Annotated in this window: 26 protein-coding genes; 17 read left to right on the plus strand and 9 right to left on the minus strand. The window is 45.7% G+C overall.

What is annotated here, in order from left to right; translation table 11 throughout:
• Nucleotides 1-3: 3 nt before the first annotated feature.
• The gene (locus tag ACTHQF_RS11115; protein ID WP_440430288.1) at nucleotides 4-834 is read right to left on the minus strand and encodes an ABC transporter ATP-binding protein; all 831 of its coding nucleotides are present in this window, start codon (nucleotides 832-834) and stop codon (nucleotides 4-6) included.
• A 211-nt stretch (nucleotides 835-1045) separates the two neighbouring features.
• On the opposite strand from ACTHQF_RS11115, the gene treZ reads away from it, so the two are divergent.
• On the plus strand, nucleotides 1046-2893 hold the full coding sequence (gene treZ, locus ACTHQF_RS11120) for a malto-oligosyltrehalose trehalohydrolase (RefSeq protein ID WP_440430289.1): 1848 nt from the start codon (nucleotides 1046-1048) through the stop codon (nucleotides 2891-2893).
• Entirely contained in the window at nucleotides 2886-6908 is a 4023-nt protein-coding gene (gene treY / locus ACTHQF_RS11125; RefSeq protein ID WP_440430290.1) for a malto-oligosyltrehalose synthase, read from the plus strand. The genes treZ and treY overlap by 8 nt, the downstream gene beginning before the upstream one ends.
• On the opposite strand, the gene ACTHQF_RS11130 is transcribed toward treY, so the two are convergent.
• Nucleotides 6905-7303, minus strand: a complete 399-nt coding sequence (locus ACTHQF_RS11130) for a hypothetical protein (protein ID WP_440430291.1) — start codon at nucleotides 7301-7303, stop codon at nucleotides 6905-6907. The two genes, treY and ACTHQF_RS11130, sit on opposite strands and share 4 nt — an antisense overlap.
• Before the next feature lie 117 nt (nucleotides 7304-7420).
• On the opposite strand from ACTHQF_RS11130, the gene ACTHQF_RS11135 reads away from it, so the two are divergent.
• From ACTHQF_RS11135 to ACTHQF_RS11150, 4 genes are read left to right on the plus strand one after another with little or no spacing between them, the layout of a single operon-like run.
• Nucleotides 7421-8035: an HAD family hydrolase gene (locus ACTHQF_RS11135; RefSeq protein WP_440430292.1), complete on the plus strand. Its 615-nt coding sequence runs from the start codon at nucleotides 7421-7423 to the stop codon at nucleotides 8033-8035.
• Nucleotides 8036-8037: 2 nt separating this feature from the next.
• Nucleotides 8038-9240: a DUF763 domain-containing protein gene (locus ACTHQF_RS11140; RefSeq protein ID WP_440430293.1), complete on the plus strand. Its 1203-nt coding sequence runs from the start codon at nucleotides 8038-8040 to the stop codon at nucleotides 9238-9240.
• Between the two features lie 9 nt (nucleotides 9241-9249).
• Complete coding sequence (locus tag ACTHQF_RS11145; RefSeq protein ID WP_440430294.1) at nucleotides 9250-9987, plus strand: AcvB/VirJ family lysyl-phosphatidylglycerol hydrolase; 738 nt, start codon at nucleotides 9250-9252, stop codon at nucleotides 9985-9987.
• Nucleotides 9984-10670 (plus strand): alpha/beta fold hydrolase, encoded by a 687-nt coding sequence (locus ACTHQF_RS11150; protein ID WP_440430295.1) that lies wholly within the window; start codon nucleotides 9984-9986, stop codon nucleotides 10668-10670. The genes ACTHQF_RS11145 and ACTHQF_RS11150 overlap by 4 nt, the downstream gene beginning before the upstream one ends.
• Here the strand turns inward: ACTHQF_RS11150 and ACTHQF_RS11155 are convergent.
• Both ACTHQF_RS11155 and ACTHQF_RS11160 read right to left on the minus strand, forming a co-directional pair.
• Nucleotides 10667-13255 carry a phosphatidylglycerol lysyltransferase domain-containing protein gene (locus tag ACTHQF_RS11155; protein WP_440430296.1) on the minus strand — a complete coding sequence of 863 codons (2589 nt, stop codon included), beginning with the start codon at nucleotides 13253-13255 and terminating at the stop codon, nucleotides 10667-10669. The two genes, ACTHQF_RS11150 and ACTHQF_RS11155, sit on opposite strands and share 4 nt — an antisense overlap.
• Nucleotides 13256-13275: 20 nt before the next feature.
• Entirely contained in the window at nucleotides 13276-13731 is a 456-nt protein-coding gene (locus ACTHQF_RS11160) for a ferritin-like domain-containing protein (protein WP_440430297.1), read from the minus strand.
• A gap of 156 nt (nucleotides 13732-13887) precedes the next feature.
• Between ACTHQF_RS11160 and ACTHQF_RS11165 the strand changes: the two genes are divergently transcribed.
• Nucleotides 13888-14895 carry an LLM class flavin-dependent oxidoreductase gene (locus tag ACTHQF_RS11165; RefSeq protein ID WP_440430298.1) on the plus strand — a complete coding sequence of 336 codons (1008 nt, stop codon included), beginning with the start codon at nucleotides 13888-13890 and terminating at the stop codon, nucleotides 14893-14895.
• Here ACTHQF_RS11165 and ACTHQF_RS11170 read toward each other — a convergent pair.
• Complete coding sequence (locus ACTHQF_RS11170; protein ID WP_440430299.1) at nucleotides 14892-15491, minus strand: hypothetical protein; 600 nt, start codon at nucleotides 15489-15491, stop codon at nucleotides 14892-14894. The two genes, ACTHQF_RS11165 and ACTHQF_RS11170, sit on opposite strands and share 4 nt — an antisense overlap.
• A 208-nt stretch (nucleotides 15492-15699) precedes the next feature.
• Here ACTHQF_RS11170 and ACTHQF_RS11175 point away from each other — a divergent pair, with 208 nt between their 5' ends.
• Nucleotides 15700-15921 carry a hypothetical protein gene (locus ACTHQF_RS11175; RefSeq protein WP_440430300.1) on the plus strand — a complete coding sequence of 74 codons (222 nt, stop codon included), beginning with the start codon at nucleotides 15700-15702 and terminating at the stop codon, nucleotides 15919-15921.
• A gap of 20 nt (nucleotides 15922-15941) precedes the next feature.
• Complete coding sequence (locus ACTHQF_RS11180; RefSeq protein WP_440430301.1) at nucleotides 15942-16160, plus strand: DUF6965 family protein; 219 nt, start codon at nucleotides 15942-15944, stop codon at nucleotides 16158-16160.
• Here ACTHQF_RS11180 and ACTHQF_RS11185 read toward each other — a convergent pair whose 3' ends face one another.
• Nucleotides 16161-16928 carry a hypothetical protein gene (locus ACTHQF_RS11185; protein ID WP_440430302.1) on the minus strand — a complete coding sequence of 256 codons (768 nt, stop codon included), beginning with the start codon at nucleotides 16926-16928 and terminating at the stop codon, nucleotides 16161-16163. It lies immediately after the preceding gene.
• Nucleotides 16929-17211: 283 nt separating this feature from the next.
• On the opposite strand from ACTHQF_RS11185, the gene ACTHQF_RS11190 reads away from it, so the two are divergent.
• Nucleotides 17212-17610: a hypothetical protein gene (locus tag ACTHQF_RS11190; protein ID WP_440430303.1), complete on the plus strand. Its 399-nt coding sequence runs from the start codon at nucleotides 17212-17214 to the stop codon at nucleotides 17608-17610.
• A gap of 15 nt (nucleotides 17611-17625) precedes the next feature.
• On the opposite strand, the gene ACTHQF_RS11195 is transcribed toward ACTHQF_RS11190, so the two are convergent.
• The 3 genes from ACTHQF_RS11195 to ACTHQF_RS11205 form a co-directional block, all read right to left on the minus strand.
• Nucleotides 17626-18540: a serine hydrolase gene (locus tag ACTHQF_RS11195; protein ID WP_440430304.1), complete on the minus strand. Its 915-nt coding sequence runs from the start codon at nucleotides 18538-18540 to the stop codon at nucleotides 17626-17628.
• Nucleotides 18541-18610: 70 nt separating this feature from the next.
• A complete protein-coding gene (locus ACTHQF_RS11200; protein WP_440430305.1) occupies nucleotides 18611-18937 on the minus strand; it encodes a DUF3276 family protein in 327 nt (108 codons plus the stop codon).
• 69 nt (nucleotides 18938-19006) lie between these two features.
• Entirely contained in the window at nucleotides 19007-20797 is a 1791-nt protein-coding gene (locus ACTHQF_RS11205; protein ID WP_440430306.1) for an ABC transporter ATP-binding protein, read from the minus strand.
• A 110-nt stretch (nucleotides 20798-20907) separates the two neighbouring features.
• Here ACTHQF_RS11205 and ACTHQF_RS11210 point away from each other — a divergent pair, with 110 nt between their 5' ends.
• From ACTHQF_RS11210 to ACTHQF_RS11240, 7 genes are all read left to right on the plus strand, one after another.
• A complete protein-coding gene (locus ACTHQF_RS11210) occupies nucleotides 20908-21996 on the plus strand; it encodes a Glu/Leu/Phe/Val family dehydrogenase (RefSeq protein WP_440430307.1) in 1089 nt (362 codons plus the stop codon).
• Between the two features lie 95 nt (nucleotides 21997-22091).
• Entirely contained in the window at nucleotides 22092-22985 is an 894-nt protein-coding gene (nusB, locus tag ACTHQF_RS11215; protein WP_440430308.1) for a transcription antitermination factor NusB, read from the plus strand.
• A 5-nt stretch (nucleotides 22986-22990) separates the two neighbouring features.
• Nucleotides 22991-23437, plus strand: coding sequence for a DUF1573 domain-containing protein (locus ACTHQF_RS11220; protein WP_440430309.1), 447 nt, complete (start codon nucleotides 22991-22993; stop codon nucleotides 23435-23437).
• A gap of 18 nt (nucleotides 23438-23455) precedes the next feature.
• Nucleotides 23456-23773 carry a preprotein translocase subunit YajC gene (yajC, locus tag ACTHQF_RS11225; protein ID WP_440430310.1) on the plus strand — a complete coding sequence of 106 codons (318 nt, stop codon included), beginning with the start codon at nucleotides 23456-23458 and terminating at the stop codon, nucleotides 23771-23773.
• A 77-nt stretch (nucleotides 23774-23850) separates the two neighbouring features.
• Nucleotides 23851-24798 (plus strand): CdaR family protein, encoded by a 948-nt coding sequence (locus ACTHQF_RS11230; RefSeq protein WP_440430311.1) that lies wholly within the window; start codon nucleotides 23851-23853, stop codon nucleotides 24796-24798.
• Nucleotides 24798-25394 (plus strand): dephospho-CoA kinase, encoded by a 597-nt coding sequence (gene coaE, locus ACTHQF_RS11235; RefSeq protein ID WP_440430312.1) that lies wholly within the window; start codon nucleotides 24798-24800, stop codon nucleotides 25392-25394. Before ACTHQF_RS11230 ends, coaE begins: the two co-directional genes overlap by 1 nt.
• Nucleotides 25391-26332, plus strand: coding sequence for an exonuclease (locus tag ACTHQF_RS11240; protein ID WP_440430313.1), 942 nt, complete (start codon nucleotides 25391-25393; stop codon nucleotides 26330-26332). Before coaE ends, ACTHQF_RS11240 begins: the two co-directional genes overlap by 4 nt.
• The last annotated feature ends 3 nt before the right edge of the window (nucleotides 26333-26335 follow it).

Here is a 26335-nt window from a genome sequence, read left to right on the forward strand (position 1 = left end):
ATGTTAGTTTAAATATTCCGTTACAGCCTTACTTTTGTTAGTTATCGCGTTAAAGAGTAGTTCCATATCTACCTTCGAATAGTTTTCAGCATTGTTAATGCTAATCGTATTGACACCGAAGTCCGATGCTTCCTGGTACAGAATACCACCTTTGTTCGCATGTGCTGCGGTACTGAAAAGAATCTTATCCGAGATTTCTTCAAGGCTTTTGTTCAATACAATCTCTTGATCATGTATCACCACTACGGTATCAATTAAGCTATCCAGATCCCGAACCTGGTGGGTGGAAATGATGATGCATCGGTCATCCGTAAGCGCAGCAGCAATAATCTTCCGGAACTGAACTTTAGAGGGGATGTCAAGACCATTAGTTGGCTCATCCATGATCAGCAAGCTCGTGTTGGTTGCAAGACCAAAAGCGATCATCACCTTTTTTTGCTGACCAAACGAGAGTTTGCTTAATATTTTATCGGAGGGTACATCGAATTCCCGAAGCATCTCGAAAAAACCCGCGTGATCAAATTTTGAATAAAACTGCCCGCTGCTGTCTACAAAGCTTCGTGCCGTCAGGCTCGGCAGGTAAACCTCCTCGGGAATAAAAAACAACTCCTGTAGAAAAGCAGGACGGCGTTCCGCAGCGTTGTAACCATTTACGCTGCATTGGCCGCCGGTCGGAAATACCAGTCCGGCCATATTTTTCAACAATGTTGATTTCCCTGCGCCGTTTTTTCCGAGCAGGCCGTAAATGTGCCCAACTTTAAGTTCAAGGTTCAGGTTTTTGAATAGTAGCGACTTTTTGCTGTAGCCAAAATTCAGGTTTGAAAGCTTTATCATAATGCGTGATTATTGGATAAACTGGTGTGTTAGTTATGTAGTACAGTACAAAAGTAACACAAGAAACGAACAATGCAACTTTTTCAGGAAAAATATTTTATTAACCTTCTGAGTGTTTGTACGTAGCACTCGTATCTGCCGCATTAAAATCGGGTATTGTTGGTGTACAGAATTTTAAAACATTTCCCCGGGCTTTGACATTGATGTAGATATGAAAGAAAGCGCTTACCTAAAACAAAGAAGGGTTGGAATTAACTTCAATGATGCACAGCAGGCGGAGATCTGCCTGTGGGCACCAACTGCTGAAAGCGTTGAAGTAGAATTAGAAAATGGATCGCTGCTGCGCCTTCAAAAACAAAACCAAGGCTATTGGCATGCCACAACAGATCAGCTCCAACCCAATGACTTATATAAATTCATTTTAGACGGTACAAAAAAGCTTCCTGACCCAGCTTCTTTGAGTCAGCCGAACGGCGTTCATGAAGCCTCAGCGGCTATAGACCTTAAAGCAGCAGAATGGTCGGACGAAGAATGGGAGAATCCTAAGCTAAATAGTTACATCATTTACGAAATCCACACCGGCACTTTCTCAACAGCAGGGAACTTCGATGGCATTGCAGAACACCTGGACCATCTCCTTGAGCTGGGCATTAATGCGATTGAGATTATGCCGGTGGCACAGTTCCCGGGCGCACGCAACTGGGGTTACGATGGCGTGTTCCCCTTTGCAGTGCAACATTCCTATGGAGGGGCAGCAAAGTTGCAGGAGCTGGTAAACACCTGTCACGCCAAAGGCATCGCGGTGATCCTTGATGTGGTTTACAATCACATGGGGCCTGAAGGTAATTACTTTGGTGAATTTGGCCCGTACTTTACGGACAAGTATCATACACCATGGGGTCAGGCAGTGAATTTCGATGATGAGTACTGTGACGGCGTTAGAGCGTATTTTATTGAAAATGTGCTGATGTGGTTCCGCGACTTCCATATTGACGCCTTACGAATGGATGCGGTTCATGCCATCAAGGATTTAAGTGCAGAGCATATCCTTCAGGCGATCCGGCTTGAAGTAGATGCGCTGATGGAGGTGACCGGACGAACACATTACCTGATCGTAGAATGTGACCTCAATGATCCCCGATTTTTGGATAGCCCGGAAAAGAATGGCTTCGGAATGGACGCACAATGGATTGACGAGTTTCACCATGCCTTGCGCATCAGTGCAGGCGAACCTACAACGGGGTACTATTCTGACTTTCAAGGCATCCGCCACCTGGAAAAGGCTTATCAGGACGCGTATGTGTACGATGGACAATATTCTGAACACCGGAAAAAGAATTTCGGGAAGCCAGCTAAGGATTTGCAGGGTTCAAAGTTCATCGTCTTCTCTCAAAACCATGATCAGGTCGGTAACCGTATGTTAGGCGAGCGGAGTTCGGAATTGTATAGCTTTGAAATGCAGAAGGTACTTGCCGGAGCGGTAATGATCAGTCCTTTCCTGCCAATGCTATTTATGGGAGAGGAGTACGGAGAGACAAACCCTTTCCTGTATTTTGTTAGCCATACCGATCCGGAGCTGAACAAAATGGTGCGCGAGGGACGCAAGGCTGAGTTCGCCGCGTTTCACGCTGAAGGCGAAGCACCAGATCCTGATGCAGAACAAACCTTTCTGCAGTCTAAGTTGCAGTGGGAGCTGCTGAGCAAGCCACAGCATCAAACCATGTTTAACTACTACAAAGCATTGATTGCCTTAAGGAAAGATAATCCGGCATTAAGTAATGGCGATCGTAGTCGCATCACAGCCATTAGTTATCCTGACAAAAATACCCTGGTCCTAAAAAGATGGGAACCACGACAACAGATTGTCTGTATCCTGAATTTCTCCAAAGAGAAACAGGCTGTTCCCGCAGAAGATTCAATTCACAACTGGAAGCTCCTTTTAAGTTCTGCGGATGAGAAATGGGGCGGCCCATGTACCGACGATGGTGCTTGTCAGGAAGTTAACAAATTAATTATTCAACCAGAATCAATATTAATCTACACCCGAAAAGATGCTTAACCCGATAGCAACCTATAGAATCCAGTTTAACAAGGAATTCAGCTTTTCCGATTTCAAAAATATCATACCCTATCTGGCTGATCTGGGTGTTCAAACGATCTATGCTTCTCCAATTATGGAGGCAAGTCCCGGCAGTATGCACGGCTACGATACCGTAAACCCACTCCGGATCAATCCGGAAATCGGAACAGAAGCCGAGCTATTGGAAATTTCCGCCATCCTGAAATCCCAGGGCATGAGCTGGATTCAGGATATTGTACCCAACCACATGGCCTATCACCAGAATAATCCCTGGCTGATGGATGTCCTGGAAAAAGGCGAAGCTTCTCCGTACTACAAGTTCTTCGATCTGAACTGGTCTGGTAAAGGTTTTGAACCGATTATGACACCTTTTTTAGGTGATGACCTTGAAGTTGTTATCGAGCGTGGGGAGCTAAAGGTCGTTAGAGAAGGGGACAAGTTTCAGTTCGACTATTCCGGCAACATTTGGCCTTTAAACGACGATAGCCAAAAGCAACTGCAACAGCAAAACCTGGATCAATTCAACAATGATAAAAATGCGTTGCTGGCCCTTGCCAACAAACAGCACTACAGACTTTGCAATTGGAAAGAAACGGATCGGAAGATCAACTACAGGCGCTTCTTCACGGTAAATAGTCTCATCTGTCTGAATATCCAGAATCCCGAGGTTTTCAAGGCCTATCATGAATACATCTTTGCGCTATTGAAGCGAGGTGTTTTCCAGGGCTTGCGCGTGGATCATATTGATGGCTTGTTTGATCCAAATGTCTATCTGGAATTGTTAAGGGAATCAGCAGGCGAGGATACCTACATTGTCATTGAAAAGATCCTGGAGCAAGGTGAAGAACTCCCGACTGCCTGGCCGGTGCAAGGCACCACGGGATACGACTTTCTTGCAACTGTAAATAACATCTTTACCAATAAGAAGGCAGAAGATGCCTTCTCCGCTCATTACAAAGATATCAGCGAAAGCACGGAAAGCATCGAAGAACAAATATGGGGTAAAAAGGCTGCCATTTTGAAAGACCATATGGGTGGCGAGCTCAACAACCTTGTTGATCTGTACTTTAGCTTAAACCTGCAGGAAGAACAGCCACAGCTTGATCCCGACCTACTGAAAGATGCCATCGCGGCATTACTGATCCATTGTCCGGTATACCGCTATTATGGAGGTACCTTTCCCTTGACCAAATCAGAAGCTGCGGAACTCAATGACCTCTTAGATCATATTAGTACTAAGAAACTTCAACCGGCTGTACAGGCATTGAAGCAAGTTTGGTTTGAAAGACCGAAAGCACTGAACAAAGAATTCAATAAGCGTGGAACGCTATTTTATAAACGTTGTATGCAGTTTAGCGGACCTTTGATGGCCAAGGGTGTTGAAGACACCTTGATGTATACCTATAACCGGTACATTGGAAAGAATGAAGTAGGGGACTCACCTGAGGGTTTTGGCCTAACGCCACAAGCCTTCCATGATTCTATGCAAACCCGGATCAAGTACTGGCCAATGGCATTAAGCGGCACCTCTACCCATGATACCAAGCGCGGGGAAGACGTACGCGCAAGGCTGAACGTGCTGACGGATCTGTCTGAGGAATGGCTAAATCTGGTAAATGAATGGAGCAACATCACCGCAAGGCAGGATAAGCCCGATCCAAATGATCGCTATTTCATTTACCAGACGCTGGTCGGCAGTCACCCCATGCCTGGTGTGGAAGAGCCAGACTACCAGGAGCGGATTGATGCCTACCTGCAAAAGGCCCTTAGGGAGGCTAAGCGGCATACCGGCTGGTCTGAACCTGCGACAGATTACGAGACAGCGGCACAGGAATTCAGCAAAAAGTTCATAGAGGCTAGTGGTCCATTTGTAGAAAGTTTCGGCCCATTTTTCAAAAAGGTAGCGGACTACGGAATTCTCAATGCCCTGGCACAGGCCACGATTAAGTTTACCGCACCCGGCGTACCTGATGTCTATCAAGGTACGGAACTCTGGGACCTTAGCCTGGTTGATCCCGATAACAGACGTCCGGTCGACTATGAAAAACGGTCGGCCTGGCTGGCTGAAATTAAAGAAGGCGCCGCAATGGAGCAGCTATGGGAAAGTCGCTACGGCGGCAAGATCAAACTTTGGCTGCAGTACCTTTTATTGCAGGACAGGAAAAACAACCCTGACGATTATAAAACCGCCGCTTATCTTCCACTGGAAGTGAAAGGAAAATATGCAGATCATATTCTGGCATATGCGCGTAAAGGTCCGCAAACCTGGACCATTGTTGTCGTTCCCCTGCATATTGCTGCAATATGTGAATCGGAAAAATCAGACATTCTCTCCATCAACTGGAAGAATACCCGCATCGAAGTTCCAGCCGGAGCACCTGAAGCATGGAGCCATCTTTTTAGCCAGGAAAAAGGAAAAGTGAAAGGCAGTGTGATCAAAATTGAAGAAATCTTTAAAGCGCTACCCTTAGCAGTGTTAAAGCTGGAGCAGCCGGCAAATAAAAGAGGAGCGGGTATCTTAATGCATATTACATCGCTGCCTTCAGCTTTTGGTATCGGTGATATTGGTAAAGAGGCTTACAACTTTGTTGATTTTCTTAAAAAATCAGGACAAAGGTACTGGCAACTGCTGCCACTAAACCCCATCTCGGAAAGTCAGAGCTACTCTCCATATAGTGCCTTGTCTAGCATGGCTGGAAATGTACTGCTGATCAGTTTAGAAACCTTAAAGGATGAAGGGCTTCTAAGCGAAGAAGAGCTTAAGGCAGAACTACCTTCAGGCACGGAACAGGTCGACTATCCTAAAGTGGAGCAACATAAACTGCCGTTGCTGGAGCGGGCCTATCATAACTTCATCAGAAAAGGTGAGGATGCAGCTTATCAGGAGTTTTGCAGTAAGGAATCCTTTTGGCTTGATGATTTTGCGGCATTTATGTTGCTTAAAGCTAAGTACGAACAAAGACCCTGGAACGAGTGGCCCGCTGAGATCCGCAAGCGAAAGTCAAATGCCCTGGCCAAGGTTGTGAAAAGCGGCCAGGCTGAACTAGATCAGATCAAGTGGCAGCAGTATATCTTTTTCAAGCAATTTGCAGCATTGAAGCAGTATGCACACGAACACCGGGTGCAGCTGATCGGTGATCTGCCTTTTTACATCAGCTACGATTCTGTAGACGTATGGGCGCATCCACAACTCTTCAAGCTGGATGAAGAAGGCAATAACGCCGGCATCGCTGGGGTTCCACCAGATTACTTCAATGAAGAAGGGCAGTTGTGGGGCATGCCCGTTTACCGCTGGGAGGTCATGGCTCAGGAAGGCTATGCCTGGTGGAAGCAGCGCCTCCGGAAGAATATGGAGCTATTTGATCTTTTGCGTCTGGACCATTTTCGAGCATTCGCTTCTTACTGGGAAGTGCCTGCAGGCGAGGAAACCGCGGTCAATGGTACTTGGAAACCTGGTCCCGGTGCTGAATTCTTTGAAGTGATGCGCGAGGAACTTGCTGAGCTGCCTTTTATCGCTGAAGACCTCGGTGATATTGATGATGATGTGTACCTGTTACGCGACCAGTTTGCAATGCCTGGTATGAAAGTCCTGCAATTTGCCTTCGGCGATGATATGCCTTGTTCGATACATATCCCACATCAGTACGACACCGAAAATTGTATCGTTTATACTGGAACGCATGATAATACCACCACCAAGGCATGGTTTAAATCAGAAAGTACCAAAGAGAACAGGAAAAACCTGGAATGCTATCTTGGGCGGCCGGTCACAAAAGACAATGTTCATTACAAGCTCATTCGCCTGGCTTATGCTTCTGTAGCACGACTGGCAATTATCCCCGTTCAGGATGTTCTTGGCCTTGGAAAAAAAGCACGGATGAACACACCATCTTCTATCGAGAACAACTGGGCCTGGCGGCTTGGTCCTGGCGAGTTGAAGCAGGATCATGGCAAAATGTTGCGAGAGCTAAGCAGAATTTTTGGAAGACTTTAGTCTTCCTTTTTCTGTTCCTTGAGTCTGTTTTCTTCCTTTTTGGAGATTAACTTGCCTGTTTTCAGGTCGATACGGATCTTGTTGTATATGCTCATGTAGAAGTTCGCGATCCAAACCAGGGAAAACCCGGAAAGTATATAGCCGCGCCAATCATCATGGTACAACTTGTAATTGGTTAAGAGCAGGATCAGTACGGTAACGTAGTGGCTGAAGCAGAACTCACAGGTGAAAAGGTAGAAAAACTTGCGCTTCAAAAGTCTTGGCGCCTCTTTGGATTGCCTGACGCAATACTCCCTTGGCTCCCGAAATACTTCTTCATGTGTTACGGTCCAGGCAATACTTGCAACGGGTATGGCGAGTATAAAAAGCCAGAATAATTCATGCTCTTGGTTCATAATAGTATTACAAACGGCACAAAGCTTTGTTTTATGAAGCTTGACATTCAGCAGACGGCACTGGCACTGCCAGGATGATAATTGTCGTAATTTTGAGGCAAAAATTAAAACTTACGTATGGAGCAATCCAAATTTGATAAATTATGTGAACTCACTGCAGGTGATTACCAGGCCTTTCTTTATGATTGTGATGGTACCCTTGCTGATAATATGGCAGCACACACGGAATCTTACGTTGATGCTGCTAAGGAACACGATGTAATATTCGATCCGGCGATCATTGATGAACTTGCAGGTTGGCCTATTGCCAATGTGGTTGAAGAAATCAATAGCAGGTATAACTGCAGCCTGGTGCCTGCAGCATTCAAAGCGCGGAAGGCGGAGATCTTCGCCAGCAAGTATCTGGAGGAAATACAACCCGTAGAACATGTTGTTGCGCATCTACGCGCCAATGCAGGTAAAAAACGCATTGCAGTGGTTTCCGGCGGAGATACCGCGGCGATTGAAAGGACATTGGAGGTCCTGGGCATTCGCGACTTGGTGGAGGTGCTGGTTTGCGCCGGAGATACCGAGCGTGGTAAGCCTTATCCCGATCCATTTTTAAGAGCTGCGGAACTTCTTGGCGTAGCAGCTGAGCAGTGCCTCGTTTTTGAAGACGGACGCCCGGGGGTGCAAGCCGCAGAAGCTGCAGGAATGCACTGGGTGCGTGTAGATCAGTTGACCTTCGGATAAAGATGAAACGTTCAGGCTCAGCAGACCTACCGCTACATTATGGACACGTGCCCATGTGGCTGGCGGAGCGTATGTCTAAGTTGGGCTTTGCCATCACTGAAGCGATTGTTGAAGAGTTTGGCACTGCCGCAGTGCTGCAACGGCTAGGTGACCCATTCTGGTTTCAGAGCTTCGGCGCCGTTATGGGCATGGACTGGCATTCCTCCGGCATCACCACCTCCGTCATGGGGGCATTAAAGAAAGCGATAAACCCGCATGCCAAAAGCCTCGGACTTTACGTTTGTGGCGGAAAAGGTAAACAGTCTCGTGAAACGCCTGCGGAACTGATCCGTTACGGCGACTTCGTGGGCATCGACGGAGAAGCACTTGCCAGATCAAGCAAACTCAGCGCGAAGGTAGATAATACGGCGGTACAGGATGGCTTTCAATTGTACCTGCACAGCTTTATCGTAGATCAAACCGGTCAATGGACCGTAGTACAACAAGGCATGCGCCCGGACAGTGCTACGGCTCGCAGGTATCATTGGCATTCTGCAGCGCTAAAATCTTTTGTATCCGACCCACATTCTGGTATTGCCGGTCTGAATCAGGGTCAGATCATGAATTTGGCGGCTAAAGCATCGTTGCCTGCACAGCAGGCCATGCTTTCCATGACCCATGAGGATCCTCAACGTATGCTAGCGGAGATCCGCCACCTGAAAATGCCCGATCACCACGAGGTAACAGCCAAAGACCTGGATCTGAAAAGGCTTGGAGCAATGCTTTGGCTGACGCATGAAAAGCAGCCGGCAGACTTTGAGTCTTTACTAATGCTGGAGGGGATGGGACCACGTACACTACAGTCAATGGCTCTTGTAAGCGAAGTGATTTATGGTACAGCTTCCAGATTTCAGGATCCCGCACGGTTCTCCTTTGCTCACGGCGGCAAAGATGGTCATCCCTTCCCGGTTCCTCTTAAAGTTTATGACGAAACCATCGCTGTACTTGGCAGGGCCCTGCAGAAGGCCAAGGTGGGGCAGTCTGATAAGCTGCAGGCCATCCGCAAACTTTCCGAGCTGTCCAGAATGGCGGAGCAGGGATTTACGCCCAACCAGAACTTTGAGGCGTTGCTGGAAAAAGAACGCCGTGAATCCTGGAAGTATGGTGGCAAGACCGTCTCCGGTGATGCAAAGCCGCCAGTGGATCAGCAATTGAAATTATTTTAACCTATTTACATGAAACGTTGGATACCGGTGCTGGGCATCGCCTATATACTCTTGCTGAGCAGCTGCAGCATCATGAAACGAAATCGTTTCAGTAAACATCAGGGTGAACAAAGCAACGAGCTTGACCTGCCTGTGGTAATATACCCTGCTGAAAACCAGGATTCCAGACGCTTGCTATTGTTGCTATCGGGTGATGGCGGTTGGCTGGAGTTTAATGATCAGCTTGCCGCAGGCTTCGCTAAAGAGGGCTATCATGTTGTTGGATTAAACTCCCGAAGCTACTTTTGGGAACAACGCAGTCCTTCCCAAACCGCAGATGATATCAGACGCCTGATCCTGCATTACGCGGAACGTTATCATGCCAGCCGGATCTATCTCGCCGGCTACTCCTTCGGTGCAGATGTAATCCCCTTCATATACAACAGGCTCCCTGCGCCTACAAAACGTGCCGTAATTGCCATCGGACTCTTTTCTCCTTTTGCAAGCACTGATTTTATGGTTCATACAACCGATCTTCTGAATTTATCGGCTGATGATAAAACCTTCAAGGTGCTGCCGGAGCTACAAAAGATCCGGATCCCTGTTTACTGTTTTTATGGTGAAAGGGAGCAGCCGAAGGCCTTGGCAGAAGTTAAAAGGCGAAACTTTCATTTAACATTGCTCGCTGGAGACCATCATTATGAAACGGCGGAATGCCAAAAAATTATCACTATTTTCACAAAAATACGTTCCCTGAAACTACGATGAAATTATCCCTGACCGCCTTCCTTTGTAGCCTTTTGCTCATCATTAATCCTGCAGCTTTCAAGGCAAGGGCACAAGATGGACTTCCATTGCACACCTTTCCAAAAGCAGGGCACAAGCCGATGTTGGTGTACCTGACTGGAGATGGCGGCATGAACAGCTTCTCGAAGAATTTGATCAAGACACTGAGCGACCAGGGCTATGCCGTGGTGGCACTCGATACCAGGAAGTACTTCTGGGAGAAGAAAACACCGGCACAATTCGCAAACGACGCAGCCCGGTTTATAGATCATTATAGGAAGCAATGGAATAAGCCCAGCTTTGCGCTGTTGGGCTACTCCTTTGGAGCCGATGTAGGTGCTTTTTTACCGCCTTTATTCCCGGAAAATACAGCCGCACAGCTGAAATCGGTAATATTGCTCTCACCCGGCTTTTCCACCGGCTTCGTCACGAAGATCAGCAACATGCTCGGCATGGGGAGTACCGATAAAGATCCCTACAAAGTTTATCCACAACTACTAAGAAGTCCGGCGCCGGTACTTTGTATCTTTGGCGCAACAGAAGGCAGTGATTTTTATCCCGCCATTAAACCTAGTGCAAAGCTCAAGAAAGTGCTCGTGCCGGGCTCGCATAAGTACAATGATGATGTTCATCTGCTCGCCCGGACGATTATTCAGGAACTCTAGTTCCCTTCGGAAACCCGCTTCAAGGCTCTTGGTACCTGCAATAAATGATAGTTGTGGCTGAAGATCAGATATTTCTTTTCCCAGCGCGGCAGGAACTTTTCTTTATAGCGCCTCAGGCCTTTAAATTGGCCAAAAATCCGGAAGTTTTCGTAGGCGTACTTGATCGTTTTTTGCGTAACGTTCACGTCCTCCATACCCGACAATGGTGCCAGTCCCATGTTTACCGTTTGATAACCTTCCTCTTTCAAGTATAAAAAGGTCATGGAAAGCAGCATATCGAGGATGCCATTCGGGGCATCTGTGACTTTCCGGATCAGGTCGTAGGTGGCTTCACCCGGAGCATAGTCCGGGATAAGGTTCAAAAACGCATAAACCTTCTCCTCCTGGTCCTCGATGGTTAGTATGGTTTGTTCTTTCAGTATACTTGCATCAAAAACGCCTTGGGTAAAAGCAACTTCCTTTTGATTGAGCTCCCGTAGCCATTCTTCAGAAACTTTCTCCAACTTCTGCAACATCCCCAGTTTCACTGGCGCCTGATATACTTTAAACTGAAAGCCTTCAGCCACCAGGCGGTTCACCGCACTTCTGGTCGTTTTCATCTTTCCGCCCTGCATGGTGAAGCTTGTGAGATCTAGAATGGCCTCTTCTCCGATGGGGATGGATTTGCGCCCCAGCGATTTGTAAAACTCCAGCGACGATTCCGGAACCCGGTAATATGCGCTGATGAATCCATTTTCCTGGCAGAATAACTCAAACTGGTTCACCATTTCCTTTTTAATCCGGTCGTTCGCCGCCACCGGGTCTTCCAGTACAACGGCAAAGTGCCTGGTGATCTTAAAGCTGAGAAAAGCACTTCGATCATCATTAAAAAACAGCAGCTTATCCGGGTAAGTTTTGAAGTAATCCAGGGCAGACTTGCCGAATTCTTTCAGCAGGCCATTGGCTTTATCAAAGTCGTCTTGCGTGTTATAGGGTTTAGAAAAATAGGGCTTCAGCAGACTAAAAATGATGAAGAGTATCAATGTGGCGCCCGCAATGTAAACGGAATATTCAAACCGTTCACCAAACGGGGTTTTCGGCGCAAGTGCTTTATCATCAATCAGGAACAAGAGTTTCAGTACTGCTTTAACAGCCTGATCAAAGTGGAAGTCAATACCGAAATGGCGTTTGTCTATAAAGTAAAAGCCTAATACACCGTAGGCGAGCACAGCAAGTGCAGCATAAATGATCACCAGATAGTTGAATGATACAAATCTTGGATTCGGCTTCAGCTTATAAAAACTGCGCGTATACCACAAGGTTGCACCAGCAGTAAAAGCAAGGATTGCCTCTTCATAGTCGGCAGCTTTCAGCAAGTGACCGAAAAAAGAAAAGGCGGTGATTGCTACCGCGGCATACCAGGCTCGTTTGGAGCCCTGTAGCAGGAAAACGCTCATCATTACCAGCACCAATCCAAAAACCAGTACCAAGGCATTACTGGTTACGATCAGGTCGTCCGAAATCAGGTTCTGCATCAAACGTAATCTTACGGGAATGGCAGGTGTAATTGCGGAAACTATATTCACGATGCCCAGCATTAATATAATGAAGGCAGGGAGTACCCGTAAAATCAGATTGTCACGCTTGGTGATGAAGCTCAGGATTCCAGCAAATAGCGGTAACCAAAACTCAAAAAATCTAAAAAGAAGTGTTATTGTCGCTGCCGCTACAATCGGAAAGCCAAATTGTTGCAGGATGAAAGTTAATGATAGTTCTATGGTACCTAGGCCCCGCAGAAAAGGGGAGGCAATGAGGAGCACAACCATTACCATATAGCCGATGATGGCTGCTGGCCAACTCGCATCAAGGCCTAAGGCGAGCATGGAGATATAAAGGTGGACAATTCCAATAACCTCTATACCGATCGATACCAGCAGGGTGTTCCAGAACTCTTTCCTGCTCACCTTCTGGTCGATCATATCATCTAAAATGGTGGTAACCGAAGGGCGAATCCTGGAAAGCCATCGGTAGGCATAACCTTTTTTGGAAATAGAATAGATTAATGCAATAAGCGCGACAGTTAATAAGAGCAGGAAAACAAAGGCCAAAAGTTCGGTCTTCCCAAGGCTTGTGAAGAGTAGCGCAATGCCCATAACCGGGATACCCACAAGTACGACGGACAGAATTCCGCAGAAACCGAAAAGGGTAGAGGCCAGGTGGATGTTTGATTTAGAGATCCCACGATCTTCAATTTGCCGGGTGAAGAACACCAGTGAGGAGAAGCCACCTGCGGGCAGGAATATGCTGACGAGGTTTCTCTTTAGAAAAAGTGATAAGGCAATGCCCAGCGGAACATCTTTGTTGAGGGCCCGGAAGCTGTGCACGTACATCTGCGCCTGTGCAAGCACATACACCACGGTCAAAAGGATGCCCGCTATGATGTACACCGGACTGCTACGTTTAAGCTCTTCCTGAATCCGGATTAATTCGATGTGCTGTTCCCGGAAGAAAAAAACTGCCATTCCCAGCATGAACGCAGCAACAAAGAACTGCCAGAAGAACTTATTGTAAACGAGCTTTGAAAAAAACTTTGTAGCGTTCTGCATACTGGCAAAGATAATGGATCTTAGCCCTTTTGCCTGCTCATCATCTCATATACCGATTCCATAGCATCTACAATTCCATCGCGCTGCCTGCGCAGCAGGTCAATGTGATCTGCGTGGTCGTCAAAATCCGCAATTAACCTGTTGTATCTGTCCAGGGCAACACGTTCACCACCAAGCACCGCGTTAAGTATCGCCTTATCTTCCTTGCTGCTTAGCGCTTGTTTGATATCGATCCAGGTGCGGTGCAGTGCGCCTGCAAGGTCGCCCCGTTCATTGTCGGCCTTACCGCCATGTTTCTCGATATGTGCTTTAAGTTCACTGGCATACAACGCGCGCTGTGCAGAAAACCGAAGGAACAATCCCTTAAGTTCAATCTTGTCCGTTGCTTCACTTGATGTTTCAAATCCTTCCTTACCGTCGTTTACAAGTTCCAGAAGCTCTTTGAGTTCATTGATGATTTGCCTGTTGCTTTTCATAATCATTTTTGTTTATAGTCATAACCGTTTCAAATGTATTATAGTTTTAACGCTGCTGTCTGTATTCAATGTCATAACTGGTGCAGGCGGTCAACGGCCAAACTAGATAATCTTTAATTTTGTTGTCAATCAGCAAAAAATGTTGATGACCGATTTATGAGCGATAAACAATTAAAAGATATACCCTATTCCGTTTTAGATTTAGCAACTGTTATTGAAGGTAAAACACCTGCAGACACCTTTGTGAGTAGCCTTGATCTTGCCAGGCATGTCGAGACCTGGGACTATACACGTTACTGGCTCGCCGAGCACCATAACATGATCAGTGTAGCCAGTTCTGCTACCTCGGTGGTTATTGGTCATATTGCCGGCGGTACAAAAAAGATCCGTGTAGGCTCCGGCGGTATCATGCTGCCAAATCACTCTCCTTTAGTGATTGCAGAACAATTCGGGACGCTGGAATCGTTATACCCTGGCCGTATCGATCTGGGTCTTGGCCGGGCACCGGGCACGGATCAGCTTACCGCTATGGCTATCCGTGGCGATCGTTTTGCTGCGGTAAACAACTTCCCTCAGGAAGTTAGGAAGCTGCAGACCTACTTTTCAGCAGAAAATCGCTACGCGAAGGTAAGAGCAATTCCCGGTGAAGGACTAGAAATCCCGATCTGGATCTTGGGGTCAAGTACTGACAGTGCACACCTTGCGGCAGCCATGGGGCTTCCTTACGCTTTTGCAAGCCACTTTGCTCCGGCGCAGTTCCTTACTGCGATTGATATCTATCGTAAAGAATTTAAACCATCGGAGTACCTGCAGGAACCCTATGTGTTATCCTGTGTAAACGTTATTGCTGCAGATACTGATGCGGAGGCCAACAAACTTGCCACCTCCCTGTATCAAATGTTCAGAGGTATCATCACCGGCGAAAGAAACCTTTTGCAACCACCTGTCGATAATATTGGCGATGTACTCAACAGCTACGAGGCGGAGCAGATCAATCAGATGCTTGCCTGCACTTTTGTGGGCAGCAAAGCGCTTGTGAAAGAAGATATGGAGTCGTTCCTGGCTCAAACGCAGGTTGACGAGATCATGGTCAGCGCACACATCTATGATCATCAGGCCAAGCTGCGGTCATACCAACTTTTTGCAGAATTGATGCGGGATTAATCCACCGCAGCAATTCCTGCAACCAAACCTTTCCATTGTGGGTATGAAGCGCCAACCTTGGCGCCTAAGCCCACCATGGTATTGCGAATGTTATCGACAATATGATCCGTGTGTGTATTCGGCGTTTCATTGCGTCCATGTACCTCAGCGGTGACTACATTACCAATTTTCCTTACCTGGAAGGTAGATGTTGCGGCATCATCAAAGAAGTGTGCAACCGCTTCTTCCGGCGATAGCGGGTTATCTGTAGGCCTTACCCGGAAACTCATGGTGTCTGCGCCATCTTGGTGTTGTTCTTTAATAAACTCCACCTTCACCCAATCATAACCATCACCCGTGCTGGTGCCGGGGCCTGGTATATCAATTTTCAGGAAATCCCCAAGTTGAACATCCCTGCTGACAGGCTCTCCCGAAGGGCCGCACAAGATGAAGGTAGAAGAGGGAACCTTAGCGACCTCATCCCATTTATTAACATTCAGGAGGCGCTGCTTAGCAATCTGATAAAATGCATTCGCCTCTTCTGGTGTATTAAAAGTTGCTTCCTGTACGGCATTCATTTCACTGCCGCTTTCCTGAGCCGGTACTGCGTTTTCCATAACTGTGATTTTCTAAGCTAAACAGCTAAAATTCCAACAATGTTGTCAGAATATGTAAAAACCTTTCCCGAACCTTGCTTTGAACCTTGCTGGGCCTGAAATCTGTAGTCTTCAATGCACAGGTGGAACCCCGCGCTGATTTCCCCTGCATGCGGGTGCCAGCAAACAATCGGCTTAAAACGATGTTAAGTACCAAAAAACTACACCTATGGACACATTCGAAATTGAAGTAGCAACTGGTGGATCCAGCATCACCTATACCATTAAACCCCTTGAGGATGGAAGCTTTCAGGTTTCCCAAAAGGATGACCTTGTAGGTATCGTATTCCCGAATACCAGGGAGAAAGGTGTTACCTGGACCACCGATGACGAGATCGATGATGATCTGTTGGAAAATATCGGCAGGGCTATAGAAGCGGAAAAACTGTAATATTCCATACCTTTGCGGCTATGACAGCAGAAGAATTGGAAGGTTATTTCACCGGCATCAACTTGCCATCGCAAGTTGATATTGATAGCGGGGTAACCATCGTTGATGTGCCTTTATTCATCGAATCACACTTAAACTATATCAAAGCCAATGACGGTAAAAAAGGGACGGAAGTTTACTATGACCGTTTGAACCGGCTAGTAGCATTTATGGAATCGAACAAAGAGCAGGAGGCATAGTTATTTTCTTGCCACCTGGTTTTTGTATCCATGTACCATGGTATTGATGACTACGATTGCAGTTACCGCAACCGCGGTGTAAGCAACAAGCTGGTTGGAGCTCCAGTTGTTCATACCGATTGCAAATATGCCCCAGGATCCTGCAATTGCGTACTCCCGCATATTTCTGCTCCAGATCATCACCGTAAATATCAGTCCTGCAATGAGCAGCACCAGCACCGCCCAGAAGCTTTGCGAAAATGGTGCACCATCCCAGCCAAGCGACCGGAAGTATACAGCAAGGTTCGCGATCAGCGCGACATTCAGCCATCCAAAGTAAAGGCTAAAGGGCCACCAGATGAAGAATATGGTTGACTTTGGTGCATCCCAGCGTTCCATATTCAGGTTCACTACGATCTTGAGCAGCGAAACGAAAAACACCAACATCAGGATCACTGATAAGCCGATGAGGTCGTTGGTAAAAGCGACGATCCATCCTGCATTTACAAGGTTAGAAATGATAAACCAGGGACCGATCTTCAAAACAAAATCATCATCAGCCTTTGCCGAAACAAGACTTCTTGCCTGGTAAATGGAAAATAGAAACACCATCAGGTAAATCAATCCCCAGATCGAAAAGGCATAACCGGCAGGTGTAAGCAGGTTTTCGTATTTGTCGGATATTTCCCCGACGGTGTTTGGCGCATTGCTGCCTGTATTGTAGAAGTAGTTGATGGCTACAGCGGCGAGGAATGTGATCAGGTTTAGAATCTGCAATGTTCGTTTCATCTTGCGTCCATTTGAGGTTTACCTTAACAAAAGGATCAGAAACAAAAAAAGTTTCAACTGGTTGAATGTTGAGTTGTTTGAAACCAGGTCCTAACAAGGGGTTGACAGGGGGTTGACCTGGCTTCAGCCTTGTCGGGGCCTTGTCAAGGCCTTGTCAACCCCCTGTCAACCCCTTGTTAACCTCAAACCGAAAGCCTGGCATTTCTGCCATATCAGCGACACAATTACAACTAGGAAAAACAAAGCGGTGCTAAAAAGGCTTTTACTGATATTTAATTATAATATGGACAGATTAGTAATAGAATCAATATTGGCCGACGCAAATGAAGTCGCTCTAGTGGACACACAAAGCTCTGTTCCATGCATTTGCCTTGGCTTTGAAGACGCAAACATGGAACAGGTAAAACATGCCTTTGAAGAATTAAAGAAGTTGACGGCCAACAAGGACGTGTCGTTAGTGATATGTGAAACCCTCGTAAATGGCATTTATGATATGGAAATCGTGACAGATGCTCTAGATGAGCCTGTAAGAATATGCAATAAAGTTGTGGAGCAGCAAACACTTAAGGACATTCGTGAAATCATGGATAAACATCCATCTTTGATCTTGGCGGTGCGCGGCGCAGAGGCGGATACGGAGTTGAAGATTAACACCGCAACCTACAAACCACATCAGTTGTAACGAAGGCTTAAAGCTCTAGTGGTGGAATTTTTCCATGCCTGCAGCAGGTTTCCATCTTGAATCCGGTTCGAAGTAGTTCCAGAGCAACTTGCTTAAAGATTTGATCAATACCCATCCCTCATTGCTTTGTTCCCAGGAAATATCTTTCTGGTTTTTTGTCGCAATGCAGAAAACGTAATCTCCATGGGGTGCATTCACGAGCAGTACTTCTGACCGGGCATCATCTACCGCACCAGACTTAGAGGCTGCCTGAACATAGGGCGGAATTTCCGATAATGCGTGGCTGTCGTAGTATATTCTGATCAGGTTTCGATAGATGCGTTCTGAAGCAGCCGGGCTGATTAGTTCGCCATTACGCACTTTTGTCACTAAAGTCGCCATCTCGTGGGGAGTGGTTTGTCCCCAGCCATATTTCAGCTGTTTTGCGCTGCGGCCCGCGGTTCTGGAGTTTACCCTGGTGTGCTGTAAACCTTCCTGCGCCATAAGTTCATTGATGGCCTGCCCGCCACCAGCAAGCGACTGGCACCAGAGGCTCGCGGTGTTATCACTCGTGGTGATCATCAGCATCATCACCTTACTTAGCGCGATTTTTTCACCATTCTTAAAGCTGCCCAGGATATCTTCGCCGGCATAAAGCAGGCTATCCTTGTAGGTCAAGATACTTTGGTAGTCCAGCTCATTTTTAGCCACCTTATTCATTACCCCGGCTGTAATCGGAACTTTGATCATGCTCGCTGTTGGAAAGATGCTGTCGCCTTTGTATTCCGCAACTTTGCCCGTTTTCAGGTTTTTCACATAGATGCCTATATCACCGTTGAATCCCTGTACCAGGTCATGGATAATTTTATTCAACTTCTTGTCGGTTTTTACCTGTGCTGAAGCACAAAGGCTGAGGTTTAGGAGTATTAAGAATACGCTAAGCTTTTTCATTGGAAATTAGGGACAAAATAAAAGCCTCATAGGTTGAGGCTTGATATTTATAGTTCGGAACGTCTTTTATTTAATAGTTGAATTCGTCTGGTGTTTTACCTACCGGGCTGTCCTGGTTTTCAGCAAACTCATAACGTTTTTCTACCACGTCCTGGTGATTTTTAATGTAGTCGACCGTTTCATTTAGTCCCTCAGCAAACTTTTCGAAATCCTCTTTGTACAAAAAGATCTTATGTTTAACAAAAACCCCATCCTCAAGTCTTTTCTTGCTTTCCGTAAGTGTAAGGTAAAAATCTCCGGAACGGGTGGCCTTTACATCGAAGAAATAGGTTCTTTTACCTGCGCGCACTTTCTTAGAAAAAACTTCTTCTCTCTCTTTGTTGTCAAATTCTGCCATATTATTGGAACTAGTCTGTTTTGGTTTCCGTAAATATAAAGCAATAAAATTCAAACTTCAAAATAGAAATTACAGCGAATGGTTTTCCTCCTCAAGTAATTGGTTTTGATACATTTCGGCATATACACCCCCCTTGTTAAGCAGCTGGTTGTGTGTGCCTTGTTCTATGATTCTTCCTTCTTCCATGACGATGATTTTGTCGGCATTTTTGATGGTTGAAATCCGTTGTGCAATAAGTACACTGGTCCGGTTTTTCATGATGCGGCTGAGGTTGCTGAGAATTTCCTCCTCCGTCCTGGTGTCCACAGCAGACAGGCAATCGTCGAAGATCAGGATCTTTGGCTCGTTGATCAATGCTCTCGCGATTGATACCCTTTGTTTTTGTCCTCCGGACAGCGTTATACCCCGCTCGCCGAGCATGGTTTCGAATTTAAGTTCGAAGTCCATGATGTTGTTGTACACTGCGGCATTCTTTGCTGCTTGCTCCACTTCATCGCCTTTGATTTCATCAAGACTAAAAGCAATGTTGTTTTTAATACTTTCTGAAAAAAGAAATACTTCCTGCGGAACGAAGCCAACCTGGCTGCGGTAGGTGTTAAGGTCAATTTCGGTGATGGGCGTATTGTCTATGCGGATCTCACCATCGTTGACATCGTACATGCGCATGATAAGGTTGGCCAAAGTTGATTTCCCGGAGCCTGTTCTTCCGATGATGGCGACAAACTCGCCAGCTTTCACTTCAAAACTCACCTCTTTTAATGCTTGGATACCGGTGTCGGGATAAATGAAGTTTACGTTTTTAAAGCTGATATCACCTTTAAGGTTGTTTAATTTAACCTCACCGGGAAGAATATCAGGCTGCAGCTGCAAAAATTCATTGATCCGTTTCTGCGAAGCCGAGGCACGCTGAATGAGGGTAGTTACCCAGCCCAGCATGGTCACCGGAAAGGTAAGCTGGTTTACATATACGATGAATTCCGCAATGTTACCTGCTGAGATGGATCCGTTGAGCACCTGCCTGCCGCCAACATATACGGTCAAGATGGTACTTAGGCCAACCATAAGCAGCATGGTCGGGTAAAAGAATGCCTGTACACGCACTAGACTCATGGAGTTGCCTTTGTAGGCTTCGCTTTCTTCTGCAAATATCTTGCGGGTATAACCTTCCCTGACGTAAGACTTGATCACCCGTATTCCGGAAAAGCGTTCCTGTACAAAGGAAGAAAGTTTAGATAACTGTTCCTGGATGCGCTCGCTTCGGACGTTAATTAAGGTATTTACATAGTATATGGTCACTACCAGCACCGGCAGGGGTAGAAGGCAGAAGGTGGCAAGGGTGGCATTTACGGCATACATCGAAGAGATGATCAGCACAAAGAGTACTGCCGTGTTGATGGTGTACATGATGGCGGGGCCTACATACATCCGAACGCGGTTCACGTCTTCAGTCGCACGGTTCATCAGGTCTCCCGTATTGTTCTTTCTGTAAAATCCAAGTGTTAGCGCCTGGTAGTGATTATAGATCTCGTTCTTCATGTCGAACTCAATGTGCCTGGACATCAGGATGATGGTCTGACGCATGAAGAAAAGAAAGAGGCCGCGGATGAGGTACAGCACCAGCACAAGGGCTCCGAAAAGGAACAGGCTTTCGCTGAAAATATTATAAATCAGAGCTTGCTTGTTAAAGCCTTCAAACAGTCCGTAGATCTGGATATTTTCGGTGATCAGGTTGAAGGCATGTCCTATAACCTGAGCAGGAATAACGGCGAATATGTTGGAAATGATGACGAAGAATATGCCTGGAATTATCCACCACTTATATTTAAAGAAATACTTATTTAAAAAACGGAGCTGCTTCATGAATGTGTAAAGTTATGCAAAGGGGCCTGTTTTTTTTTAGAGTTTAGTTACAAGCAGGTAAAAACTTGTTTTTTTGTAGTACTTTTGCGGTACATCTCATAATCAATTTTATGTCTGATAATAGTTCTGCAATAAATTCTGTTTTAGATCAATTAAGTGCGCAGGGACACAAGAAAGTGGTTTTCTGCAATGATCCGGATACAGGACTTAAGGCGATAATTGCAATTCACGATACAACCCTTGGTCCGGCAATTGGCGGAACAAGAATGTGGAACTATGATACCGAAGCAGAGGCACTTGAAGATGTGCTCAGACTCTCCAGAAGCATGACCTATAAAGCCGCCATCACCGGGATTAACCTTGGTGGAGGTAAAGCTGTTATTATCGGTGACTCGAGGAAGGGCAAATCTGAGGCCATGATGCGCAGCTTTGGCCGTTTTATTAAAAATCTTAATGGTGAATTCATTACTGCTGAGGATGTTGGTACAACAACGCGCGACATGGAGTTCATCAGAATGGAGACCAGCCATGTAACTGGCGTACCAGAATCGATTGGCGGTGCGGGCGATCCTTCGCCATTCTCAGCCAAAGGGGTGTACCTGGGCATCAAAGCTTGTGTGAAGGAAGTGTTTGGCACGGATATGCTTGCCGGGAAGTCCGTTGTGGTACAAGGCATTGGCAGTGTGGGTGAACATTTGGTGGAGCTGCTCAGAAATGAGAACATGCAGGTTTACGTGAGCGACATTAATGAAGAACGCTTGCAGCAGGTTGCTGCCAAGTATAAGGCTAAGCCGATCAGTGCCGACAAGATCTTTGGGACTGGAGCAGATATTTATGCGCCTTGCGCCTTAGGTGCAACCATCAATGATTACACGATCGACAAATTAAACTTCTCGATCATTGCAGGTTCTGCAAATAACCAGCTTGCTGATGAAGCAAAACACGGTAAAATGTTGCATGAAAAGAACATTCTTTTTGCACCGGATTACCTGATCAATGCCGGCGGACTGATCAGCTGCTATTCTGAACTTACCGGCTTTGGTAAGAAACGGACCATGCAGCTTACCGAGCATATTTACGATGCGACACGCAACGTTATTAAGATGTCTAAACAAGAAAACATACCAACAATAATCGCAGCCAACAGGATTGCGGAACAACGAATCATTGATATCAAAAAAATTAAATCGTCATTTTAGTAAACCCGGTATTTAATATACCACTCGTTCTTATATAGATGTTAAACAGAAGGCACCTTAGAATCAAAGCTTTGCAGAATATTTATGCATGGCAAATGTCAGACAAAAAAGACTTGGTTAGTTCCAAAAAGAATTTGATGACCAGTATCGACAATGTATACGAGATGTACATCAGAATGCTGGCGCTTTTGTCTGAGATCACAGAGTACACAGCGGTGGACGCCATTGAACGCTCCAACAAACACTTTCCGACCGCGGAAGATTTGAATCCAAATCAGAAGTTATTACACAACAAGTTTATCGTTACGCTGCAGAAGAACCCCGATTTCCAGGCGGCAGTGAACAAGTATCAGGTAAACTGGAATTCCGAGCCTGACTTCTTAAAGACGATTTATAATAAACTTAAGTCGACTCCTGAATATGCTGCATACCTTGCAGATCCGGATGAAAGTTTAGAGTCTTCGAAAGAGATCATCAAGTTCATCTTCCGTAAGATCATTCTTAAAAGCTTGAACATTATCCAGGCTTTCGAAGATAAATTCATTAACTGGTCTGTTGATAAAGAAGTGATGCAGGGAATGGTTGCCAAGACCATCAAGAACTTCAGCTCAGAAGATCCGTTTAAAAACAAGCTTACACCGATCAGTGCAGACTGGGAGGAAGATAGCAAGTTTGTACAAGACCTGTTTGCATACACGTTAAGGAACAATGAGGCATATCAGAAAATGATTGCTGAACGTACCAAGAACTGGGAGTCTGAAAGGATTGCTTTAATGGACACCATCTTGATGAAGATGGCCATTTGTGAATTGTTGAATTTCCCTTCAATTCCAGTTAAAGTTACCATCAATGAATATCTGGATCTATCTAAAGATTACAGTACACCGAAGAGTAATTCCTTTATAAACGGTATCTTGGATAAAATTTTAGGTGATCTGAAAAGAACAGATAGCATCCATAAAATTGGAAGAGGATTAATAGAAGAATAATTACGATGAAAAAAATGTTAGTGATGGCACTTGTTGCCATGTCTTTTGCTTCATGCCAGCAATCTACATCTTCAGCGGCTGGTGCTGCAGATTCTACCGGGACAGAAGTGTCATCCGCAATGGCAGCTACTGATGCTCCGGTTATGACTTTCGAAACCATCAACTATGATTTCGGTAAGGTGAAAGAAGGGGAGAAGGTGCAGTATGAATTTAAGTTCAAAAATACGGGTAAGAGTCCCCTAATTATCAGCGACGCAACCGCAACTTGTGGTTGTACCGTGCCGGAGCCGCCAAAGGAGCCTATTAAACCAGGTGCTGAAGCGGTGATTAAAGTTGTGTTTGACACGATGGGAAAAAGCGGATTACAGGATAAAGTAGTTACCATTACATCGAACGGTAATCCTTCAATTAACGATGTACATTTAACCGGAGAAGTTGTTCCAGCTTCTTAATAACAATAAATAAAAGATATGAATACAGCAGTAATTTTACAAGCCGCGGCAGGTGGCAACATGTTAAGTACTTTGGTGCCTATGGTATTAATCATGATCGTGTTTTATTTCTTCATGATCAGACCACAGGTTAAAAAAGCAAAAGATCACAAAAAGCTTGTTGCAGAACTTGGAAAAGGTGATAAAGTAATCACAACCGCTGGTATACACGGCCGTATCGTGGATATGAATGAAACAACCTTCCTTATTGAGGTTGAAGGCGGTACAAAGATCAGGTTTGAAAAATCAGCGATTTCTTTGGATGCTACAAAAGCAACGACAACTACTAAAGCGTAGTTGAATGAAAATCATGGAGCCGCTTCAGACCTGAAGCGGCTTTTTTGTTTGAGCAATTTTTAAGTAATTTAGACACGATGTCACTTGTTAAACTAACCATACCCGAAAGGAAGCGGATTATGATCCTGATCTCCTGTTTCCTGCTGGCCATTGCCGGATGGTTGTTTATGGCATTGAACAATAAATATGTCTACACCGCTAAAACGGTACTTATCTACAAGAACTTCCCACAGAATAAGGCTTTTCATCCTTTACAATCTGATACGGTAGATCTGCAGGTGGAGGGAACAGGCTGGCAATTACTTTTTGCGCGGCTGCGTGTGAACCCACAATCGATAGACATCAGCCTGGATAATCTGAAAAATAAAAATTACATCCTGTTCTCTGAACAACTTTATAGCGTGAACAATCAGCTGGAAACCTCACAGAAGATTATCTCCGTTAGGCCAGATACCATATATTTCGATTTTTCAAAAAGAACAGTAAAACGTGTACCTGTAAAGCTACTTTCAAACCTGCATTTTGCGAATCAATACGGCATCTCCGGAGATGTGGCGATTACACCGGCCTATGTTACCGTGTCAGGTCCAACAGCGGATCTGGAGCGAATTGAGGAATGGAATACAGATACCCTGAAGCTTGAAAATATGCAATATACGACCACCACGAGGATCACGATGATGCATAATGAACGTAAGAACGTGAGCATTTTTCCGAACAGCGTAGAAGTGAAGATCCCAGTGGATGAGTTTACCGAGAAGACGGTTGAAGTACCCTTGAAGGTAATTAATAACCGGGAATACCATAATGTGAAAATATATCCTAAGAAGGCTAAAATCACATTCCTGGTGCCGCTTTCGAGCTACGATCTTGTGAATGAACGCTATCTGGAGGCCGTGTTGGACTTGAACGAGTGGAAGCAACTCGGGCATGAGACCCTAAGGGTCAACATTACCCGTTTTCCGGATTTCTGCAAGTTTGTTAAGACCAATCCAACGAAGGTGGATTTTATTATAGAAAAATAATGTTAAAAGTAGGAATAACCGGTGGGATAGGTAGCGGCAAAACAACTGTTTGCAGGATATTTGAAGTGCTGGGTGTCCCGGTTTTCTATGCCGATCTGGTTGCTAAAGAGATTATGGTCAAAGACCTGATCCTGATTGAAGGGGTTAAGCAGGCCTTCGGCCAGGAAAGCTATTTCGAGACTGGGGCTTTGAACAATAAGCATATCGCGGCCATTGTCTTTAATAATCAGCAGGATTTAGAGAAGCTAAATGCCTTAGTGCATCCGGCAGTATTTCGAGCTTTTGACCGCTGGGTGGGAGAAATCCCGGCCAATACGCCCTATATCTTGAAGGAAGCGGCTTTACTTTTTGAAAGCGAATCTTATAAAATGTGTGACACCAGTATCCTGGTTACTGCACCCAAACAAATGAAACTTAACCGGGTAACCGCACGCGACGGCGTAAGTGCCGAGCAGGTGCTGGCCCGGATGGACAAACAATTTACCGATGAGCAAAAGCTGGCGATGGCCCAACATCACATTGTGAATGATGAGTCCGCTCCATTGATTTTGCAGGTTCTGGAACTACACCAGACCTTTTTGAATGCTACAGCATGATTTTAGACGACTTCCTGATCCAAAATGAAACCGGGCTCTTTTGTGCCTATGGCAACTTTTACCTGGATCCCAAATCTCCCGTGCCGAATGCGGTGATTTCACATGCCCATGGAGACCACGCTTGCAGCGGCAATCAACATGTTTATTGTACCCGGGCGACCTCCCTGTTTATGTTGCACCGTTACAAGAAGTTCGCAGCAGGGGAGTTCTTTCTTAAGGCCTATCATGAAAGTTTTATGCTCCATGGGGTGAAGATAACCTTCATTTCTGCCGGGCACATGATCGGCTCCGCACAAGTGCTGATGGAATTTAAAGGCGTTAAATACCTTTACACCGGTGACTATAAGCTACAGGCTGATCCTACCTGTGAGCCGATTGAGTTCGCAGAAGCAGATGTGCTGATTACAGAAACGACATTCGCTGATCCACAAACCCAGCATCCAAAAGCAGAGGCAGAGATCAAAAACCTGGAGTCAACTTCAATTAACATCATGCTTGGTGCCTATGCTTTGGGCAAAAGCCAGCGTATCATCAGGCTGATCAATGATCACTGTCCAGACAAGCGGGTGCTCGTTCATCATAGCATTATGCCTTTTGTAAAGCTTTATGAAGCGCTGGGCGTAGATCTGGGCAAGTACGAGCCCTATGATCGTAAGGTGATGAAGCAAAACTCCACAGGCCTGGTGTACTTAGTACCGCCTATGGTATTTAAGAGTTATATCAAAGCGATCAATGTGGTGCGGGTTTTCGCCAGCGGCTGGAAGCACTTGCAGTCTTCCAAGGGTTTACAGCTTTGTATTTCCGATCATGTAGACTGGAACGATATTATAGAAACCATCCAGCAGGTGAAGCCGAAAGAAGTATGGACCACACATGGGAATGGCCTGCAACTTAAAGCCTACTTTGAGGATCAACTGGTTGTAAAAAGTCTGAACTAAAGC

Source organism: Pedobacter sp. SAFR-022 (assembly GCF_051965375.1).
GTDB lineage: Bacteria > Bacteroidota > Bacteroidia > Sphingobacteriales > Sphingobacteriaceae > Pedobacter.

Excerpts from the sequence above, each read along its gene's own strand:
- ACTHQF_RS11115 (WP_440430288.1), bottom strand. The coding sequence starts at position 834 with ATGATAAAGCTTTCAAACCTGAATTTTGGCTACAGCAAAAAGTCGCTA.
- treZ (WP_440430289.1), top strand. The coding sequence starts at position 1,046 with ATGAAAGAAAGCGCTTACCTAAAACAAAGAAGGGTTGGAATTAACTTC.
- treY (WP_440430290.1), top strand. The coding sequence starts at position 2,886 with ATGCTTAACCCGATAGCAACCTATAGAATCCAGTTTAACAAGGAATTC.
- ACTHQF_RS11130 (WP_440430291.1), bottom strand. The coding sequence starts at position 7,303 with ATGAACCAAGAGCATGAATTATTCTGGCTTTTTATACTCGCCATACCC.
- ACTHQF_RS11135 (WP_440430292.1), top strand. The coding sequence starts at position 7,421 with ATGGAGCAATCCAAATTTGATAAATTATGTGAACTCACTGCAGGTGAT.
- ACTHQF_RS11140 (WP_440430293.1), top strand. The coding sequence starts at position 8,038 with ATGAAACGTTCAGGCTCAGCAGACCTACCGCTACATTATGGACACGTG.
- ACTHQF_RS11145 (WP_440430294.1), top strand. The coding sequence starts at position 9,250 with ATGAAACGTTGGATACCGGTGCTGGGCATCGCCTATATACTCTTGCTG.
- ACTHQF_RS11150 (WP_440430295.1), top strand. The coding sequence starts at position 9,984 with ATGAAATTATCCCTGACCGCCTTCCTTTGTAGCCTTTTGCTCATCATT.
- ACTHQF_RS11155 (WP_440430296.1), bottom strand. The coding sequence starts at position 13,255 with ATGCAGAACGCTACAAAGTTTTTTTCAAAGCTCGTTTACAATAAGTTC.
- ACTHQF_RS11160 (WP_440430297.1), bottom strand. The coding sequence starts at position 13,731 with ATGAAAAGCAACAGGCAAATCATCAATGAACTCAAAGAGCTTCTGGAA.
- ACTHQF_RS11165 (WP_440430298.1), top strand. The coding sequence starts at position 13,888 with ATGAGCGATAAACAATTAAAAGATATACCCTATTCCGTTTTAGATTTA.
- ACTHQF_RS11170 (WP_440430299.1), bottom strand. The coding sequence starts at position 15,491 with ATGGAAAACGCAGTACCGGCTCAGGAAAGCGGCAGTGAAATGAATGCC.
- ACTHQF_RS11175 (WP_440430300.1), top strand. The coding sequence starts at position 15,700 with ATGGACACATTCGAAATTGAAGTAGCAACTGGTGGATCCAGCATCACC.
- ACTHQF_RS11180 (WP_440430301.1), top strand. The coding sequence starts at position 15,942 with ATGACAGCAGAAGAATTGGAAGGTTATTTCACCGGCATCAACTTGCCA.
- ACTHQF_RS11185 (WP_440430302.1), bottom strand. The coding sequence starts at position 16,928 with ATGAAACGAACATTGCAGATTCTAAACCTGATCACATTCCTCGCCGCT.
- ACTHQF_RS11190 (WP_440430303.1), top strand. The coding sequence starts at position 17,212 with ATGGACAGATTAGTAATAGAATCAATATTGGCCGACGCAAATGAAGTC.
- ACTHQF_RS11195 (WP_440430304.1), bottom strand. The coding sequence starts at position 18,540 with ATGAAAAAGCTTAGCGTATTCTTAATACTCCTAAACCTCAGCCTTTGT.
- ACTHQF_RS11200 (WP_440430305.1), bottom strand. The coding sequence starts at position 18,937 with ATGGCAGAATTTGACAACAAAGAGAGAGAAGAAGTTTTTTCTAAGAAA.
- ACTHQF_RS11205 (WP_440430306.1), bottom strand. The coding sequence starts at position 20,797 with ATGAAGCAGCTCCGTTTTTTAAATAAGTATTTCTTTAAATATAAGTGG.
- ACTHQF_RS11210 (WP_440430307.1), top strand. The coding sequence starts at position 20,908 with ATGTCTGATAATAGTTCTGCAATAAATTCTGTTTTAGATCAATTAAGT.
- nusB (WP_440430308.1), top strand. The coding sequence starts at position 22,092 with ATGTCAGACAAAAAAGACTTGGTTAGTTCCAAAAAGAATTTGATGACC.
- ACTHQF_RS11220 (WP_440430309.1), top strand. The coding sequence starts at position 22,991 with ATGAAAAAAATGTTAGTGATGGCACTTGTTGCCATGTCTTTTGCTTCA.
- yajC (WP_440430310.1), top strand. The coding sequence starts at position 23,456 with ATGAATACAGCAGTAATTTTACAAGCCGCGGCAGGTGGCAACATGTTA.
- ACTHQF_RS11230 (WP_440430311.1), top strand. The coding sequence starts at position 23,851 with ATGTCACTTGTTAAACTAACCATACCCGAAAGGAAGCGGATTATGATC.
- coaE (WP_440430312.1), top strand. The coding sequence starts at position 24,798 with ATGTTAAAAGTAGGAATAACCGGTGGGATAGGTAGCGGCAAAACAACT.
- ACTHQF_RS11240 (WP_440430313.1), top strand. The coding sequence starts at position 25,391 with ATGATTTTAGACGACTTCCTGATCCAAAATGAAACCGGGCTCTTTTGT.